This is a genomic window from Neobacillus sp. SuZ13 (genome assembly GCF_030123365.1).
Classification (GTDB): domain Bacteria; phylum Bacillota; class Bacilli; order Bacillales; family Cytobacillaceae; genus Neobacillus.
Map to the genome: position 1 here is coordinate 1,484,591 of NZ_CP126107.1, position 18,984 is coordinate 1,503,574.

Consider the following 18,984-nt stretch of genomic DNA (forward strand, 5'->3'; position numbering starts at 1 on the left):
CAAAAGAAAGGCTAGAGTTTATATATTGGGAAAAATCGATTTCTATATATTCGTTTTGGGATTCCAATTTTCTTCCACTCTATTTTGGAGCTCGTTAGAAGCCTGTCTTTATGGTTAATCTCTCTTAAAAGTAAATTCTTTCCTTGATATTAACTCGATAAAGCTATTGATTGTCTGGTTTTGATTCTTACGCGTCAGTATATAGGTGTGTGCAGACGGGAGAGAAAAGTATGGAAAAGGAATTATATCGATATTTCCCTTCTCTACCTGGTCTTTCACTGTTGTGAGCGGAAGAAAGGATATGCCCATCCCCTCCTTAATCCATTCAACGGAAACGTGTACCTTGCTTACCTTCATGGTTCTCACATTTGACACGTGTTGCCGAAGTTGAAATAACAGATCATCCCAGTATAGTGGATGGTTATTGGTGAACAGTAAATTTTCATGAAAGATATCGTTTGTACTTAACTCTCTTTTATTTCGTACACCAACGCCGTGTGGACCAACGAGAACAATTGGGTCGTTATATAGTTCAATGCTTTCCAATTGTTCCTGTACTACGGGAATTCGGCCAATGCCGATGTCACACTCCTGATTGATCACGCTCGTTATTACAGAACTCGAATCCGTCACTTCAATTGAGAACTCTGTTTCTGGACTCATTTTGCGAAACTCTCTGATCCAGCTAGGAAGATATGTTGTTGCAACGACCGTAGCTACAGAGATTTTGATGGTTTCCTGGTAACCCTGTAGACGCCTGGCGACATATTCTATGCTTTCGTTGTAGTTCTCCAAAATGGTTTTGGCGTACTGTAAGAATCCGAGTCCTGTTGGATTTAACTGTACTGACCTACCGACGCGGTCGAACAGCTGAGTTTCGAGCTCGTCCTCAATATTTTGAATATGAAGCGTGACCGTTGACTGGGCAACATGGAGCCTGTCTGCAGTTCTCCTGAAATTCCCCTCTTCTGCAGCCGTTATAAATGTATTTAACCAATTAAGTTCCAAAGTGACTCTCCTCCTTACGACTATGATATTACCAATTTTGATCGACTTTGTCGATTAAATCAATCATAAACATTCATTATACATGAATGTTTTTCTGTTCTATACTTGATTCAAGGGACAAACAGAGAGGGGGGCACAAATAGACCTTTTCTCGCAATATTTTATGCGTAATAAAAATTAAAAGGATGGATGAAGAATGAGAAAGATTTCTGTAGAACAGATTCGTGATGCAGTCTCTGTACTTTGCTGGGAGGCTTGCTATTACTTGCCTGAAGACATTGTGAATGGATTCCATAAGGCCTTGGAAACGGAACAGTCTCCGTTAGGGAAGTCGATTCTTGAACAGTTAATTGAAAACGCTAACTTGGCAGCCAAAGAAGACAGACCTTACTGCCATGATACAGGGCTTACCGTTGTTTATGCAGAAGTGGGCCAGGAAGTACACATTGATGGAGGAGATTTTGAAGCAGCGATTCATGAGGGCATTCGAAAAGGCTACAAGGAGGGATACCTTCGTAATTCAGTTGTAGGGGATCCATTACTCCGAATCAATACAAACGATAATACCCCGGGTGTGATACACACCAGACTCGTTCCAGGAGACAAGATTAAATTAACGGTTCTGCCTAAGGGTGGCGGAAGTGAAAATATGAGTGCAATGAAATTCTTGCTCCCTGGAGAAGGAGTGGCAGGAGTGAAAAAATTTGTATTGGATACGATCGAAGCGGCTGGAGGAAGAGCATGTCCTCCTATCGTAGTGGGGGTAGGTGTTGGTGGGACCTTTGATAAGGTAACGGAGATTGCTAAAGAGGCCGTTCTGCGTGAAATTGGCGTGTATCACCACGAACCACATATTGCCCAGCTAGAGAAAGAATTACTCGAAGAGGTTAACAAGCTGGGAATTGGTCCGCAAGGATTGGGTGGTACGAATACGGCATTATGGGTAGCTGCAGAAACCTATGGATGCCATATTACAGCCCTTCCAGTAGCCGTGAATATCCAGTGCCATGCTGCACGTAAAAAATCTTATGTAATCTAAATTTGCAAAAGGAAGGTGCTAAAAAATGGCTAAAGTCTACTTACAAACGCCACTTACTAATGAGGATGTTTTGAATTTACAAGCAGGAGATGAAGTCTTCCTAAATGGAATTATTTATTTAGCCAGAGACGCTGCCCATAAGCGGTTTCTCGAGCTGTTGGACAGAAATCAACCACTTCCTGTGGATCTGAAAAACCATATCATCTTTTACGCTGGACCAACACCTCCTAAACCTGGTCAAGTGATTGGATCCATCGCTCCAACAACAGCCTCCCGCATGGATCCCTATGCACCGGCCATGTTTGAATATGGGGTTAAGGGTGTGATTGGAAAAGGACCACGGGGTCAATCGGTGAAAGACGCATGCAAAGATCACCAAGCCATTTGTTTTTCTGCCGTTGGCGGGCTATCCGCGCTTTTAAGCGATAAAATCCAATCCGCAGAAGTAGTAGCATATGAAGATCTTGGCCCAGAAGCTGTTCGTGAACTTACTGTTAAGGATTTCCCGGTTATGGTAGTCTATGATGCATACGGTAACGATCTTTATGAGCAGGAAATCGCTAAGTATCGATCAATAGATAAAACAGTAGGGCACATTTAAAGGATAAAAAATAGGAGTAATATCTAATGAAAAAACTTGGACTTCCTATTCAAATTTTACTTGGTCTAATCTTTGGTATCATCGTTGGGTTGGTATATTCGGGTACGGCGGTGGGATTTTCCACAGCAATAACCCGTGACGCCTCCGACACTAGTACGTTTCTCTCCCCAACCATTATGGCGAACTATGGTTTGGCAGTAACATTGTATATTTGTGGGGCGTTGTTTTTCATTGGATTCCTACTCTGTTTATTCATGGCTCCTGAAACAAAGAATATGAGTTTAGCGGAATCCAGCTCTATAAAGAAAGGCACTACTCAGCGGGTGGATACATTCGCACTGAGGAAAAACGGTTAAATAGAAGAGTGAAGGATTGTGGAACAGCAGAAACAATTGAGTTTCTGGGGAGGGTTTGCACCGGTTAACGGCGAAGTGATTAATTGGTGTCATTCCCTTTGGAAATAAGAGGTGCAAAAAATGGAAAAATTGACGAGTTTAAGAGTTTACATTATTACAATTGCTGGTGCGGTATGTTGGGGACTTATTGGTTTATTTATTGCCCCATTGTATGCTCGCGGCTTTACGGCTTGGGACGTAGTTGCCATTCGAGGTATTTTTACCTTTGTTATCTTAATTCTAGTTATGACAGCATTTTATCGGGATCAGTTACGTACCAGATTAAAAGATCACATTTTTTTCGCTTGTGCAGGAATTTTAAGTGTCGCTTTATTTAATTTTTTTTATTTCGAAGTTTTTTCTCAATCGAGTTTATCCCTTGCAGTAACACTTTTATATACAGGTCCTCTGTTTGTAACCATCCTGTCTCGGCTCTTTTTTAAAGAGCCCTTGACTATTCGTAAAGGGTGGGCACTTGCTCTTGCAATTACAGGTTGTGCATTTGTTGTAGGCCTGCTGCCACTAGGCCAGGATGGTATACATATGAAAACCTTGTTCATGGGGATTCTATCTGGATTTTGTTATGCGTTGTATAGTATATTCAGTAAACCTGTAACCCAAAGGTATTCTGCCTTGACCATTACAACGTACACATTTTTTTATACGAGTATATTCATGTTAGTGACAAGTGACATAATAAAAAAGACTGATCAATTTCAATATGCAGATGTTTGGATGTCAGCGGTGTTGTTAGCACTAGTATCAACGGTTGCAGCTTTTGTTTTGTACACTTCAGGACTAAAGCATTTAGAAGCTAGTAAGGCTTCCATTTTAGCAACGATTGAACCCATCATTGCAGTGGTAACTGGAGTACTTTTTCTTGGGGAACATCTACGGGGATGGCAGGTGTTAGGAATTGCATTGGTTTTGTATTCAGCAATTCTTGTCGCAGATGGAAGGGCTAAGGCAAAGAAACCAGTTGATACCATTTTAGAGGAGGAAAGCACAGTATGATACAACTAGATCAGGAAAAAAGTGTATATGACTTTTTAGAAAGACTATCCCAATGTAAACACAGCAACAGTCAACCTTTCAGTCCAAGAGTTTAGAAGATACCTTCATTTGATCAATAATCCTGTTTCAATAATATCCTTATAATACGAAGGGGCGCCATTTAAAAGGTGTCCTTTTTGTATTGGGCAATTTTCTCGAATATGAGATATAAAGGATTCAAGGTGGTCCTTATAAATGAATGTAAAAAGAGGGATATAAATGAGTTTAGAAAATCCAAAAACAATAATTAAAAAAAATAGTTGATATGAAAGATTCTTTACCCACGGGGTGACGTTTTTATTTGTACAAAAATTAAAGAAAGCCCTATGTTCAAGGGCCCAATTGTCGTGTAAAGTATCGATCATTAATTTTTAGAGTTTTCCTCAATTTTATGAATATACACGACACCGCTCGTTACAACTGAACCATTTGTTTCACCGCAATGGGGGCAATTGATATACTCACGCTCTTTGCCTCCAGGGACATTCATTTCCGTAACTTGGAAATAAAACTCTTTTTCACATTTTTTGCAGTTTATCAAAAGACATCCCTCCGTGTACTTTTATTAATAACTCAAAGTATATATTCGCTAAGTTGTAAGCGTTTTCCTCTTTGGAATCATTTATTTGACGGAATTATAGAGAGTATTAAGAGTATACCTACTGGGGTATATGAAAGAAGGAACTCGGTATTTCGGAATATGTGCGGGTAATGGTGCGTAATGTGGAAGAAATAACACTGGGTGCTATTGGTTTTGACTACCGTCATTATCTTGCATTTGCTGTTTTAACTCAAAGTATAATAAAAAAGCTAATATAACGAGAGGAATCGAGAATAAAGAGATGACAAACCAACCTGTGTTTATAAAATGAGTGTATATCCAAGAAGAATACATGCGAAGCACCTCCTAATTCTAGAGTGTCCGAAATGTATCCAATTAATCATCAGCACGGAGTTTCTATAAATGAATTCTTTCTAAATTCCTAGTTGACATATTGGATTAGTCGAGTTTATTATATGTAATAGATTCATAATATTAAAAAAAGCATTTTACATATGAGCTTATGAGCATAGCTGATCAGTCAACTGAAGGCTGCTCCCACTACAACGGGGGCAGTCTTTTTTATTTTAAAGTGTTTAGGAGGCAGCAGAAGGATGCTAGAAGTATTTATTAAAAATAGTAAACAACGTGAGTGGCTGGAGCGTTTGACGCCCCTAGAAGTGGAATTTAAACAACGGTCCGCCTTGATTGACGAGGAAGGCAGCTTCCCTCATGAGAATATTCATGCCTTACGAAAAATTGGTTACACAAAGGTAACCTTGCCTGAAGAATTTGGCGGGTCTGGTTTTTCTCTTTATGATGCCATTCTTGTCCAAGAAACACTGGGCAGTTTTGATGGCAGTACAGCATTGTCAATTGGCTGGACATTAATGACCGTTGGAGAATTATTTGAAAACCGCTATTGGGAACCGGAAAAGCTAGCTTTTTTTGCAGAAGAGGTCAATAACGGTGCCATCATTAACCGGGCTGTGAGTGAAATCACGACAGGCAGTCCAATTCGCGGCGGCCGGCCGGGAACCAATGCCAAACAATTAGATGGCAATTGGGTGATTAATGGGCGTAAGAGTTATACAACCTGCTCACCAGAACTGGATTACTTCCTAACTTCTGCCTGGATAGAAGAAAAAGAAACAGTTGGCTTTTTCCTTATTCCAAAAGATGCCGAAGGTCTATCCATCGAGGAAAATTGGAATGTGATCGCGATGCGTGGGACTGGGAGCCATGATCTGGTATTAAAAAACGTGGTGGTGGGTGAGTCAGATTTAGTAGAAATTCCAAGCTACAATACGGGGTTTAAATTGAATGGATGGGGTCTGCTAATCCCCGCATCCTATTTAGGAATAGCGCAGGCAGCCAGGGACTTCGCGCTCCATTTTGCCAATACCCACTCTCCCAATAGTATAAAGGGAACAATTGCAGGGCTACCGAATGTGCAGGCATTGTTAGGCGAGATGGACTTGGAATTATACAAAGCCAGATTTGCGCTTTATGGTGCAGCTGAAGCTTACATGGATGAGGAACGCAATAAAAACATTACGAATGAAGCGCTTATAGCGAAACAGATCGTGACCAATTCATCTATTACAGTCGTTGACAAGGCTATGCGGTTAGTGGGAGCAAAAAGCTTGCAGCTGACCAACCCCTTGCAGCGATATTACCGGGATGTCCGGGCAGGACTGCACAATCCGCCAATGGATGATTTAACCATTTCAAAATTAGCTCAAACAGCTATTCAACAATATGAATCTAAGGGAGGAAAAAACAATGAAAATTAATAAGTTATTAAAAATCGCAGCAACAGGAGCAGCTTTAGTTACCTTAATCGCAGGATGTGGTTCCACGACAACAACAGGAGCAAAGTCAGATTCAGGAGATGCTAAGAAAGAAGTCAGAACAGTAAAAGTAGCGTTTGATCAAGGCGGTAAACCAATCGGGTATGTAGATGAAAAGGGAAATCCGACTGGATATGAACTTGAAGTGATGAAATTAGTGGATAAGGCACTTCCTGATTACAAATTTGAATATGTGCCAACATCAAGTGAGGACTTATTGGTAGGGGTACAGCAAGGCAAATATCAAGTAGGCGTAAAAAATGCCTGGTTCACGGAGGAAAGAACGAAAAGCTATATTTTTCCGAAAGAATTCCTCGGACTTAGCGGTGTCGGCCTTTTAATGAAAAAAGAAAATAAAGATGTCAAAGATTTATCCGATTTTGCGAAAAAGAAGTTTTCTTTAGCGCCTATAGCGGCAAGCAATGCTCAATATACCATCGTGGATGAATATAACCAAGCTAATCCTGATAATAAGGTCAAACTAAAGGCCGGAGATGCGTTCTCAGTGGATGTTGTTCAATGGGTTAATGAAGGACGTGTAGATGGCGGTATTTATTTAGGAGCAACGTACGAAAAGCAAGTTCTCGCTAAGGATGGTCCCTATCATAATTTAGTAGATCAGGTTGTCTATAATGAGTTTACGGTTGTCAAAACCTGGCCATTATTTAACAAAAAAGAACAGGAATTTGCCGACGCCTATGACAAAGCCATTAAGGAATTAAAGGAAGAGAAGAAGACGAATGAAATTATGGTGAAATTCTATAATACTGATTTATTCAAACTATTGGATACTGTAAAAAGATAATAACTAAAATGGAGGCAGCACATGCAAAAGTATTTTGATGTTTCCTACCTTTGGGGTACAATACCACAGCTTATTCCATTTTTAAAAGTAACATTTATGGTTGCGGGTCTATCGGTTTTGTTCGGATCAATTTTAGGCTTTATCCTAGCGTTGATGAAGCTTGGAACGAGTAAAATAGCGAAAAAAACCGCCAATGGTTATACCACCATCATTAGATGTACCCCATCGATTGTACTGTTATTTTTGGTTTATTATGGACTTCCCGCCATAGTTGGTAATTTTGGTACAGACTTGAATACTCTACATACCGCTGTCTTTGTTATCATCACCTTTTCGCTTCAATTTGGTGCATTGATGTCTGAGGTGATGCGAACAGCCTATGAGGCGATTGACAGAGGTCAATTTGAAGCAGCCGTTAGTGTCGGGCTCAGCCCGGCACAGGCATTTAGGAGAATCGTTTTACCGCAGGCATTTGTAGTAGCATTGCCCAATTTCGGTAATAGCTTTCTAGAATTATTGAAAGAAGGCTCGTTAGCCTATACCATTGGGCTGGTGGATATTATGGGTAAGGCAAGTCTCATTATATCAAATAACTATAATTCCCATTCATTGGAAATTTATCTTGGGTTATCGCTTACATACTGGATTCTATCCATTTTAATAGAACAATTCTTCTCCAAGCTGGAAATAATATTCAGTAAGGGCAAGCAGGTAATCAAAACAACGTAAGGGGGTGACAGAGTGTCGGTCGGCTTAGATTATCAGTTTTTAGTTAAAACGTTTTTTGTTGCGTTATCTGGGGTACCTACAGCATTAATCATTACCATTATTTCGCTGTTGATCGCACTTCCTTTGGGATTTTTGCTTGCCTTATCGAGGATCAATCAAATTCCTGTCATCAGCCAGTTAGCGCGGGTGTATGTTTCGTTCGTAAGAGGGACACCTGTTATTGTTCAAATTTTTATTACTTTTACCAGTGTGCCATTACTATTGAAGCCGGTATTTGAAGAGTACCAGGTTCAAACGAATATATACGATATAAATCCGATTTGGTATGCATTCATTGTTTTTTCTTTAAATACGACTGCTATATTAATAGAAGTATTTCGCTCTGCTATCAGCACAGTGAGCAAGGGGCAGCTGGAGGCTGCGTATTCCGTGGGGTTGAACAATGTGCAGGCATTCAGGAGGATTATCATTCCACAAACATTGGTCGTTGCATTGCCCAATATTTGCACAGCAACCGTCAATCTCATCAAAGCTACCTCATTAGGATATGCTTTGTCTTTAAGAGAGATAACGTTACGAGCTCAAGTGGCAGCCAATGCCGGCTACAATTATATTGAAGCGTACATAGATATCTTTCTCGTCTATCTTCTTTTATGCAGTTCAGTTGAATACTTATTTAAGCTGTATGAAAAACGGTTAAGAAAGTATAAAGCAGTGGATGTCTGAAATCAATATTGGAGGCGAAATCATGTTAGCGATTAAGAATATCCATAAATCCTTTGGTAAGAATGAGATTTTAAAAGGAGTAGATTTAAAGATTGAAAAGGGGGATGTGGTGGTCATTCTTGGCCCAAGCGGTTCTGGGAAGACAACCTTACTCCGGTGTATCAACTTTCTTGAACGGGCGGATGAGGGGCAGGCCATTTTTGGGAACATGGATGTTAACCTCAAATCGGCTTCCCGAAAACAAATTCACCAAATAAGGCAAAAGACGGCTTTTGTGTTTCAGAATTATAATTTATTTAATAATAAAACAGCATTAGAGAATGTGACAGAAGGTCTTATTATTGGAAGAAAGGTTCCGAAAGCAGAGGCCATAGAGATTGGGAAGCTGGCGTTGGAGAAAGTCGGTTTATCAGATAAAATAAATTCCTACCCCAGCCAGCTGTCCGGCGGCCAGCAGCAGAGGGTAGGAATAGCTAGAGCCATTGCTTTAAATCCCGATATTATTTTATTTGATGAACCCACTTCCGCTCTCGATCCCGAATTAGTCGGCGAAGTTTTAACCGTCATGAAGACCATTGCTAAAGAAGGCACAACCATGTTAGTCGTGACTCACGAAATGTCTTTCGCAAAAGATGTAGCGAATAAAGTCATCTTTATGGACGGCGGTGTCATCGTAGAAGAAGATGCCCCTGAAGAAATTTTCTCAAGACCAAAAGAAGAAAGAACCCAGCAGTTCCTAAAACGAGTGATTCCCGAGGATTATATCTATAATATTTAGGCAGGGGGACGGTTCTCTGCGTCAGGAGCCACTCAATGGCTGAAAAAATCATTAAGCTGGACAGATTTTTGTTGTTTTTTGTGTTTCACTCTAATGAAGATATGCTTCTAAGAGCCTAACAAAAAAATATTAATTGTAGTATAGAAAGAGGTACTTCTTCAAGGAAGTACCTCTTTTTATTATTTTGTTATTTAGAAGTCTACAAAAAAGAACCACCAGAAAATGATTTATTGATAGAAATCTGCAAAAATGATAAATTTAAGATAAAATTAATTTGTTTAATTAACTAATTAATTTGCAAGTGCGACAACTATTGAAGTAGGATGAGTAGTTCATCCTTAGACCAAGTTCAGTTGAAAAGAAAAATAAATAAATCCCAACCTAAAAAAAACACAAATTATCCTAAAAAAACAGCATTTTAAAAGATTCATATGATTCGTACAATTAAAGACAAGAAAACGTTTTCAGCTAGGGGGGATCATATGAATTTTATCAAAAAGGTGTGCCTTTTCATCGATGTAGTTTTTGAAAAATTCACTCTTTTATCATTAGTCTTATTAATCTTTGTCGTAACCACTCAAGTCTTGACCCGAAAATTATTAAACTTCGTCTTTTTCTGGTCAGAGGAAGTTACCCTTCTTTTACTTGCCTGGTTTGCTTTTATGGCGATCGCCATAGGTTTTCGGGAGTATATTCATTTGGGGATTGATTCTTTTACAAACCTTTTTCCAAAAAGATTTAATAAAGTCTTAGATAAAATCATCAGTGTTAGCACTTTTGCTTTTGGGTTATATTTAGTGATTCAAGGTTGGGACTTTACGGTATTGATGATGGATTCCACACTACCAGCTACGAAACTTCCAAGTAGTGTTACCTATGCAGCCATGCCAATTACAGGAATAATGATTTGTGGTTATTCGATTTTGCATTTCTTAAATATAAACACAAGCCGACATCAAGATGTAGAGGAGGGCATGTAATATGGACAGCAACACGATAGGTATTATTATCTTACTTTCAAGCTTTGTTATCTTAATTTTATTTCGCTTTCCAATTGCCCTTACACTCGTTGCTTCATCATTGCTGACTGTCATCTATCTAGGAATCCCACTTCCGGTAATAGGACAGCAAATGATACAAGGTGTCAATTCTTTTTCCTTGCTCGCCATTCCGTTCTTTATCCTGACAGGACAAATAATGAGTGAAGGTGGACTTGCCAACAGAATTGTAAACTTTGCAAGTTTATTAGTTGGAAGAATTCGCGGTGGTCTGGCAATGGTAAATAGTGTTGCTGCTTTGTTTTTCGGTAATATATCGGGATCTGCTGTTGCAGATGTTTCCTCTGTAGGGTCAGTTATGATTCCAATGATGAAAAAGAATGGATACGAAGCTGATTACGCTGTAGGCGTTACCATTGCATCTGCTATTCAAGGTGTAGTAGTTCCACCTAGTCATAATCTAGTTTTATATTCTCTAGCTGCTGGAGGAGTTTCAATCGCTAGTCTATTTATGGCTGGTATAGTTCCCGGAATCACCATGTTGATTGCTTTAATGATCACGGGCTACATCATTGCTAGAAAAAGAGGATATGGAAAAGCTGATCCTGTGCCAAAATCTCAAATCGGCGGCATCCTTCTTCACGGAATTTTGTCTTTAAGTCCAGCCGTCATTATTTTAGGCGGTATCTTAACTGGTTGGTTTACGGCAACAGAGTCCGGTGCATTAGCATGTTTGTATTCTTTTATTCTAGCTTTCGGTATATATCGTGAGGCACCGGTATCAAGCATTTGGAAAATTTTGATTAGAACAACGAGAACGGTGTCTATGGTTTTTTTCTTGATTGCCGCTTCTGCAGCCTTTGGCTGGATCCTAGCATATTTGCAGATCCCGGGAATGGTAACAGATTTATTCTTAAATATTTCTGATAATCCACTTGTTATTTTATTAATTATTAATATTTTATTGCTTCTCCTTGGTGCACCGATGGACATGGCGCCAATGATCTTAATAATGACTCCAATTCTCCTTCCTGTAGTAACGAACTTAGGAATGGATCCTGTCCACTTTGGAATTGTCCTTATTTTAAACGCTGGGATTGGTCTTTTAACACCACCGGTAGGAACGGTATTGTTTGTCGGGTGTGCCATAGGGAAGGTCTCCATTCAGCAGGGAACGAAAGCTATGATGCCATTTTTCTACGCATTACTTGTTGTTTTGTTAATTATCACCTATATACCTGAGGTTGTTATGTGGCTGCCGCATTTGTTAGTTAAGTAACCGAAGGAATAGGAGAAAATATAAAAAAATTCAAGGGGGTTTCAAGAATGATAAGAAAAAAGGTTACAGGAGTTTTAGCAGCGACGCTTTTAATGGGTACCATCCTAGCTGCCTGTGGGAAAGAAGAAACTGCTTCCACCAAAGATGGAGAATCTAAAGCGGAGGAAGCCAAGTATACGTTTCGCTTAGCAGATAACCAGCCGCCAGATTATCCGACTGTTGTAGGAGACAAAAAGTTTGCTGAATTAGTAGAAGAAAGATCGGATGGAAGAATTAAAATTGAAGTATTTCCATCCGCACAATTAGGGGATGAAAAATCTGTTTTGGAACAGGTGCAACTTGGTGCTATTGAGTTTACTAGAATCAATTCCAGCCCACTAGCAGAGTTCAACAATCAGTTTGCAGCACTTTCACTCCCATATGTATTTGAAAGCGATGAACATCTATGGAATTTCCTTAACGGTGATATGGGGACAAAATTGCTAGATGGTCTTGAGCAATCCAAAATGAAAGGGCTTGCTTATTACGACTCAGGGTCTCGGAGTTTTTATTCTACCAAACCGCTTAATAGTGTAAAGGATTTAAAAGGGCAAAAGATCCGTGTACAGCAGAGCAAAATCAATATTGATTTCATGGCTGCTTTAGGGGCAAGTGCGACACCAATGCCATATGGTGAGGTATTCAGCGCCCTTCAAACAGGAATTATCGATGGAGCAGAAAATAACCTGCCAAGCTTAGACTCCTCCAACCATTATCAGGAAGCCAAGAATTTTATCTTAGATCACCACCAACGTATTCCTGAAGTATTACTCATTAGTAAAGCGGCGTGGGATAAGCTATCAGAAAAAGATCAAAAAATTATCAAACAAGCAGCGTTAGATTCGGTCAAAACGCAGCGAGAAGAATGGGCGAAGTGGGAAGAGCGTTCAGAAAAGAAATTGAAAGAAGCTGGAGTAAAATTTGTTGAAGTTGACGATATGACACCATGGAAAGAGGCAGTCCAGCCAATGGTTGATAAATACTCCAAAGATTATACAGAAGTAATGGACGCAATTGACAAAGCACGTCCATAGTTTTTAACTAGCATCAAGCCTAGCTGGTGAATGTATCCATTTACCAGCTGGGTCTTTTCTGTTTATTTATCCAAAAGAAAAAATCGCGGAAATTTTACCTAATTGGGATGGATGAAAAATGAAAAAGCAGTGGAGAAAAACAGCAGAATTTATTAATCGCTACATTCTATTAAGAGACCAATCACTAATAACAAAGCTATGCGCATTCTCCAGTGTTCTGGTTATTTTTCCTGTTCTTTCTGTTGGATTGATTTCATACAAGCGTTCATCCATTGAACTGGAAAATGAGCTTAGTCAATCCAGCAGGCAAGTGATTGATCAAGTTGAAACTCATATAGAATATTATTTACAAGATTTTGAGATTACAAGCTTAAAAATAATAAACTCTCCTGAATTCTCTAGCCTTTTAAAAATGCGAACACAAGTAGTAGAAAATAAAGAGGCAACTCGTGAATTGGCTCGTAATACCTTGAAGTCAGCGGAATATTCACGAGCTGATATATCAAATATTACGGTGATCCTTGATAAAGGACAGGTAATTGATACCCTTGGGACAAGGAATTATTATCCTGCATCCAAAATAAAGGATGAATATTGGTATTCTTCTGTCCCGCTTAATGGAATGAGTATGTTGGTAACACGAACGCTAAAACTGCAAAATAAAGAGGAGCCTGTTATTTCCCTTGTTAGGAGGCTCTATAACCCTGTAACTCTTCTGCCAGTGGGAATGTTGATTATTGATATCAATTTCAGGAGGATAGAAGAAATTTCAAATAAAGTAACGATTAGTGAAAATGGCTACTTTTTTATTCTAGATGCAAAAGGACATTATGTATATCATCCCGATTATTCGAAACTTGGAGAAAAAGTAGAATTCAATCAACTTTCTAAACTGGAAACAGAAGGAAGTAGTACGAAAATATTAGAAAACAAACGGAAAGATTTCGTCACCTATACATTTTCCCGAAACCTTGGCTGGGTTTTTTTTACAGCCGTCCCATACCGAGATGTGACGGGGGGAATTATTCAAATTGGAAGGACAATTGCCTCAACAATTCTTATTTCATTAATCATTGCCTATCTGATCGGTTTTGGTTTTGCCACCAGCATCATTCGCCCGATTCGGCGTTTGCAACAATATATGAAGGAAGTTGAAATTGGAAATCTTAATTTTAGAGTTCGAGTGGAATCAAACGATGAAATTGGACAACTGACCACAGGTTTTAATAATACAGTTGAAAAGCTATCAAATCTGCTTGAAGAAGTATATGTATCGAAGTTAAGAGAAGCAGAAATGTTGCTCAAACAAAAGGAAATTGAATTAAAAATGCTTCAGTCACAAATGAACCCTCATTTTTTATATAATTCTCTTGAAACGATAAGAGGCATGGCATTGGAACAGAATCAGGAAAATATTGCTGATATGTCTTCCGCGTTAGGAACGCTGCTTCGCTATAATTTAAAAAATAGCTCATCTACAGTAAGTTTGGGTGAAGAGATTAAATTTTGCCAAATGTACCTGCAAATTCAGAAATTTCGCTTTGACGACAGGTTTGAGTATTTATTTGATATTCCAGAATGGGCAATGAATCTTAAGGTGGCAAAGTTTTCACTGCAGCCATTAATAGAAAATTGTTTTGTTCATGGTTTTGGCCCGAATATTTGGAAAATGAAAATAATCATATCTGTATTTCGTCAATCTGAAACTTCCTTTATTATTCGAATATCAGACACAGGTGCTGGAATAAAAGAACAAATTCTAGAGCAAATCATAAAGAAAATTGAACTAAAAACTACTTCAAGTGATGGAATTCACATTGGGGTAATAAATGTCCACCAAAGAATTCATTACTTGTTTGGTCCTGAATACGGAATTTCCCTTCATAGTGAAGAAGGGGCAGGGACAGAGATCAATATGCATTTACCAATCATATATGAACAGGAGGAAGGGGAACAATTATGAAAAATATCTTGTTGGTTGACGATGAGAAATGGGTCCGAACAGCTCTGAAGTGGACGATTAACAAGTTAAACCTTCCCTTGCATGTGGTCCACGAATGTGAAAACGGGTTAGCGGCATTAGACTGGATAAAGCTAAATAAGGTAGACCTGATTATTACGGATATCCGTATGCCGATAATGGATGGTCTTTCATTGGTGAAGGAACTAGACCAATTAAAGAGAAATCAGGATGTAGTCGTAATCACGGTACATGATGAGTTCCAGTTTGTCCAACAAGCAATGCGAAACGGGGTAACCGATTATCTCCTTAAACCGATAGAGGAGACTGAGTTAAGAAGTTGTCTTGAAAAGTGGTTAGATAAATGTAATAAAGAAGAACAGAAAAGGAACATTGCTCATTATGAGGATGAAAACCTTCCTTCCTCAACGATCGACCGGGTGCTGCATTATTTAAAGATAACCCCATTAGACCAAATAACGCTTAAGGATGCAGCAGAGAGTGTACACATGAATCCTAGTTACCTCAGTCAATTGTTCAAGCAGCAGCTTAGTAAAAAGTTTGTTGATTATATAACCGAACTTCGAATTGAGGAGAGTAAACGTTTGTTACTAAATACAACATTAAGAATGTCGGAGATTGCCGAAAGAGTGGGCTACTCTGATTTAGCCTATTTCAGTAATAACTTTAAGAGAATTACGGGTTGTTCCCCATCAGAGTTTCGGAAATCTGCAATATGAAAGGGTTTGTTACATTCTAAATAGTGGAGATTAGCGTAGTCAATAATCATGAGATTACTGACTATTTTTTTGGCTGAATCTAATTCGAATCTTTTAATTTGGAAGGTTACAGGCAGTTACTATAAGACTTTTATCATAGGATAATATAACTGAATATTACAAATCTTAATAAAACACAAATCCATCTAAAAAATCTCCCTATTATCTATTTCAAATTGAAATGTACAATCAATTTGTATTGAAAGCGTTTACGTGAATTAGGAGGTGTTTTGGCAGACCTGGTCCATTGAGCAATTTACTAGTTTTTTTGGCAGTGTTTATCTGAAATGGGGGAAAGAGGATGAATTTATTTTCAAATCATTTTAAAAGGGCAGCATCGTTATCGCTTGCTGCTGTGATGCTAGCATCGATTGCAGTACCATTTGCACGTGCGGAGCCAGGAAATTCGAATGGCAATAAGCAAAATGCACCCAAGATAGAAGCAACAACCAAGAACGTCCTTGTTCAGGGAGGCAAAAAATTCAAAGACTTAAATGGGAACAAAAAAGTCGATCAATAAGAAAACTGGCAGCTCCCAACTCAAGTACGAGTAAAGGACCTTATCAAACAGATGACACTTGAGGAAAAAGCAGCGATGATGCTTATCACTGAATTTCCGAAATTTTTGAATGGTAAGTTACAGCCTAATGAGTTAATTGATCAAGGTACACGCTACTTCATCTTTCGTCAAACTCCAACAGCAGATGTAATAGTCGACTATAATAATCAGCTGCAAGAGGCAGCGGAGGGATCAAGGCTAGGTATTCCAATTGTGATCACATCCAACCCGCGGAATCATGCTTCGACCGATTATACGAATAGTAGTGAGGGATCTGGAATGTTTTCCTTTTGGCCTGGTCCATTAGGTCTTGCCGCAACCCGTGATACGAATCTTGTAAATGAGTTCGCTCAAATTGCTGCAAAAGAATGGAGAGCTTCCGGTATTCGCAAAATCTACGGCTATACGGCGGATGTTGCCACAGACCCGTTATGGGCAAGAATTGAAGATACCTTTGGAGAACATCCTGAGCTTGCTGCAAACATGATCTATAACACGATAAAAGGTTTTCAAGGCGATGAACTTGGGACAGACAGTGTTTCAATCACGACGAAACATTTCCCGGGAGGCGGGGCACGTGATAATGGTTTGGACCCACATTTTGTGGAAGGTAAATTCAATCCATATCCGACCGAAGGGAGTCTACTAAAGTATCACATTCCGCCTTTCAAAGCGGCAATTGCAGCAGGTACATCGGCAATCATGCCTTACTACGCGTATCCAAGCAACACGAGCGCTGATCAAGGATTGCCATGGTATACACAAGATAAGCAATTTGAAGAGGTTGGCTTTGCGCTGAATAAAGGGTTTATAACAGATTTCTTGCGTGGAGAGCTTGGATTCAAGGGCTATGTAAACTCCGACACGGGTGCGATTGGAAATAATGCTTGGGGTGCTGAAAACTTAACAACGGCACAAAAATTTGCGAAAGCAATCGATGCAGGGACAAACATTATTTCTGGAGCATCCGATCCAACTCCAATTATTAATGCAGTTCAAAGCGGTTTGCTTGATGAAGAGAAAGTAAACGAATCGGTATCGTTTTTGCTGACAGAAATAATGAAATTAGGGCTATTCGAAAACCCTTATGTAAACGCAGAGAATGCCCTTAATGTTGTAAACAATCCAGCATCACAGAAAAAAGCGGATGAGGCCCATCGTAAGTCAATCGTCCTTTTACGAAATGATAAAATCAATGGCGAAAATCTATTGCCATTGAGGGATGAAAAAGTGAAGAATGTTAAGCTTTATGTCGAGATGTTCCCTGCTGGAAGTGATGATGCCAGTACCAATAAATTAAAAGAAACCATACAAAACTATGATTCTTCTATCACGATCACGAATAATCTAGCTGAATCGACACATGCATTTGTTTGGGTCCGTCCTGTGCAATCGAATTGGGATAATAATCCACGAATAACCATCGGTCCTGAAACTGGGATTACAAATGTCGATAGAATTATTGAGATCCAAAAAACGGTGCCAACGATTACAGCGATAAACATGACAAACCCTTGGTTGATTGATCAAATTGAGCCAAATGCAGCAGCTGTCATGAGCACTTTTGGTGTGAAAACGGAGGCAATTGTTGATGTTATCCGTGGAAAATTTAATCCTACTGGGAAACTTCCGTTTACTATCCCTGCTAATAAGGAAGCTGTAGTTAACGAAGTCGGAGATATTCCTGGCTATGTAGAAGATCCGTCCTATTCTTACAAGAACAAATATGGTGACACGTACGGGTTTGATTTTGGTTTGTCATATAAATAAGAAAACTTTTTAGCCAAGATGAAAAGTCCAAAAACACCAGCCCTTTAGTGCTGGTGTTTATTTGATTTAATAGAGAATACGCCATAGATAAAAGGTTGCATAGGATTCCCAATTTCTCCATGGTATAGATAACTTTAAGATCTCATCTTTGGAAGGCTTTCTATCCATAGTAAGTACTGTTTTAATTGCATTAATTAGACCTACATCATCGATAGGGAAGGCGTTAGGAAAGCGTAGGCAGCGCATCAGGACATAATTGGCTGTCCATGGTCCAATCCCACGTATTTTTATTAAGTTTTTTTCGACATCTTTAAAGTCGCCGATCTCTCTTAATTTTTTCTTGGATAACTCGCCGCTGGCCATTAATTGCGCAATGCCAATAATATATTCACTCTTTTTAACGGTCATTTTTATATCTGCCAGATCAATAGGTGTGAGTTTAGCAATTCTTTTGTAAGTAGGGAATATCCAATATTTTTTTTCTTCCCATTCCATTGACTCACCAAATTTTTCAACAAATTGCTTCTTTAATGAGTAGGCGAAGTTTAAGTTAATTTGCTGACCTAGTACTCCCCAACAGAGTGCCTCAAACAAATCTGGAATGCCGATAAGACGTAATCCCCAAAAATTTTCTACGGGCAATTTAAGTAATGGGTCAGCATTCGCCATTTGATAAAAGGGAGTTAAGTCGTTATCTAGGTCAAACCATTCTCGGATATAGCGGATTACATCAGTTGTCTCACATGGTTTACCAGCTAAAAAGTGTACAATCATTTGATTCTTATCGTTTACATTTATTTGTACAAGAGTTTGAATTTCGCCAATCGCGATAACCCTTGTAATGGTATTATTTTCAACTTCATACATACATTCATTTTTATTCCGCTCTAGATAACCAAGGTTTACTCTAAGGTCAAATTCTTCAGGCAGCGGAATTATCACTTTGCATGGTTCCTCTTCACACGTTTTTCTAAGATTCGTCAATTTATCTCCCCCAGCATTTTGCTATATTCTATTTTTATCATAAAAGTGTAGAAA

General features: G+C 39.0%; 19 protein-coding genes. 16 read left to right on the plus strand and 3 right to left on the minus strand.

Going from position 1 to position 18,984, the window contains the following annotated elements:
• Window positions 1–114: 114 nt before the first annotated feature.
• Entirely contained in the window at window positions 115–1,008 is an 894-nt protein-coding gene (locus QNH17_RS07145) for a LysR family transcriptional regulator (RefSeq protein ID WP_283878045.1), read from the minus strand.
• Window positions 1,009–1,204: 196 nt separating this feature from the next.
• Here QNH17_RS07145 and QNH17_RS07150 point away from each other — a divergent pair, with 196 nt between their 5' ends.
• The 4 genes from QNH17_RS07150 (at window position 1,205) to QNH17_RS07165 (ending at window position 4,057) form a co-directional block, all read left to right on the plus strand.
• Window positions 1,205–2,047 (plus strand): fumarate hydratase, encoded by an 843-nt coding sequence (locus QNH17_RS07150; RefSeq protein ID WP_283878046.1) that lies wholly within the window; start codon window positions 1,205–1,207, stop codon window positions 2,045–2,047.
• 25 nt (window positions 2,048–2,072) lie between these two features.
• A complete protein-coding gene (locus tag QNH17_RS07155; RefSeq protein ID WP_283878047.1) occupies window positions 2,073–2,648 on the plus strand; it encodes a Fe-S-containing hydro-lyase in 576 nt (191 codons plus the stop codon).
• A gap of 26 nt (window positions 2,649–2,674) precedes the next feature.
• Window positions 2,675–3,004, plus strand: coding sequence for a hypothetical protein (locus tag QNH17_RS07160; protein ID WP_283878048.1), 330 nt, complete (start codon window positions 2,675–2,677; stop codon window positions 3,002–3,004).
• A gap of 120 nt (window positions 3,005–3,124) precedes the next feature.
• Entirely contained in the window at window positions 3,125–4,057 is a 933-nt protein-coding gene (locus QNH17_RS07165) for a DMT family transporter (RefSeq protein ID WP_283878049.1), read from the plus strand.
• A 403-nt stretch (window positions 4,058–4,460) separates the two neighbouring features.
• Here the strand turns inward: QNH17_RS07165 and QNH17_RS07170 are convergent, their stop codons facing one another.
• Entirely contained in the window at window positions 4,461–4,637 is a 177-nt protein-coding gene (locus QNH17_RS07170) for a hypothetical protein (protein WP_186328809.1), read from the minus strand.
• 614 nt (window positions 4,638–5,251) lie between these two features.
• On the opposite strand from QNH17_RS07170, the gene QNH17_RS07175 reads away from it, so the two are divergent.
• From QNH17_RS07175 to QNH17_RS07230, 12 genes are all read left to right on the plus strand, one after another.
• A complete protein-coding gene (locus QNH17_RS07175; RefSeq protein ID WP_283878050.1) occupies window positions 5,252–6,433 on the plus strand; it encodes an acyl-CoA dehydrogenase family protein in 1,182 nt (393 codons plus the stop codon).
• Complete coding sequence (locus tag QNH17_RS07180; protein ID WP_283878051.1) at window positions 6,423–7,295, plus strand: transporter substrate-binding domain-containing protein; 873 nt, start codon at window positions 6,423–6,425, stop codon at window positions 7,293–7,295. The genes QNH17_RS07175 and QNH17_RS07180 overlap by 11 nt, the downstream gene beginning before the upstream one ends.
• 21 nt (window positions 7,296–7,316) lie before the next feature.
• Window positions 7,317–8,024, plus strand: a complete 708-nt coding sequence (locus QNH17_RS07185; RefSeq protein WP_283878052.1) for an amino acid ABC transporter permease — start codon at window positions 7,317–7,319, stop codon at window positions 8,022–8,024.
• Between the two features lie 12 nt (window positions 8,025–8,036).
• Window positions 8,037–8,750 (plus strand): amino acid ABC transporter permease, encoded by a 714-nt coding sequence (locus QNH17_RS07190; protein ID WP_283878053.1) that lies wholly within the window; start codon window positions 8,037–8,039, stop codon window positions 8,748–8,750.
• Window positions 8,751–8,772: 22 nt separating this feature from the next.
• A complete protein-coding gene (locus QNH17_RS07195) occupies window positions 8,773–9,528 on the plus strand; it encodes an amino acid ABC transporter ATP-binding protein (protein WP_283878054.1) in 756 nt (251 codons plus the stop codon).
• A 482-nt stretch (window positions 9,529–10,010) separates the two neighbouring features.
• Complete coding sequence (locus tag QNH17_RS07200; protein ID WP_283878055.1) at window positions 10,011–10,508, plus strand: TRAP transporter small permease; 498 nt, start codon at window positions 10,011–10,013, stop codon at window positions 10,506–10,508.
• A 1-nt stretch (window position 10,509) separates the two neighbouring features.
• Window positions 10,510–11,805 (plus strand): TRAP transporter large permease, encoded by a 1,296-nt coding sequence (locus QNH17_RS07205; protein WP_283878056.1) that lies wholly within the window; start codon window positions 10,510–10,512, stop codon window positions 11,803–11,805.
• A gap of 47 nt (window positions 11,806–11,852) precedes the next feature.
• Entirely contained in the window at window positions 11,853–12,878 is a 1,026-nt protein-coding gene (locus tag QNH17_RS07210) for a TRAP transporter substrate-binding protein (RefSeq protein ID WP_283878057.1), read from the plus strand.
• Between the two features lie 118 nt (window positions 12,879–12,996).
• The gene (locus QNH17_RS07215; RefSeq protein ID WP_283878058.1) at window positions 12,997–14,841 is read left to right on the plus strand and encodes a sensor histidine kinase; all 1,845 of its coding nucleotides are present in this window, start codon (window positions 12,997–12,999) and stop codon (window positions 14,839–14,841) included.
• Window positions 14,838–15,578, plus strand: coding sequence for a response regulator transcription factor (locus tag QNH17_RS07220; RefSeq protein WP_283878059.1), 741 nt, complete (start codon window positions 14,838–14,840; stop codon window positions 15,576–15,578). Before QNH17_RS07215 ends, QNH17_RS07220 begins: the two co-directional genes overlap by 4 nt.
• A 340-nt stretch (window positions 15,579–15,918) precedes the next feature.
• Entirely contained in the window at window positions 15,919–16,137 is a 219-nt protein-coding gene (locus QNH17_RS07225; RefSeq protein ID WP_283878060.1) for a hypothetical protein, read from the plus strand.
• A gap of 51 nt (window positions 16,138–16,188) precedes the next feature.
• The gene (locus QNH17_RS07230) at window positions 16,189–17,946 is read left to right on the plus strand and encodes a glycoside hydrolase family 3 protein (RefSeq protein WP_283878061.1); all 1,758 of its coding nucleotides are present in this window, start codon (window positions 16,189–16,191) and stop codon (window positions 17,944–17,946) included.
• A gap of 66 nt (window positions 17,947–18,012) precedes the next feature.
• Here the strand turns inward: QNH17_RS07230 and QNH17_RS07235 are convergent, their stop codons facing one another.
• A complete protein-coding gene (locus QNH17_RS07235) occupies window positions 18,013–18,930 on the minus strand; it encodes a DNA-3-methyladenine glycosylase 2 (protein ID WP_283878062.1) in 918 nt (305 codons plus the stop codon).
• Window positions 18,931–18,984: the final 54 nt, after the last annotated feature.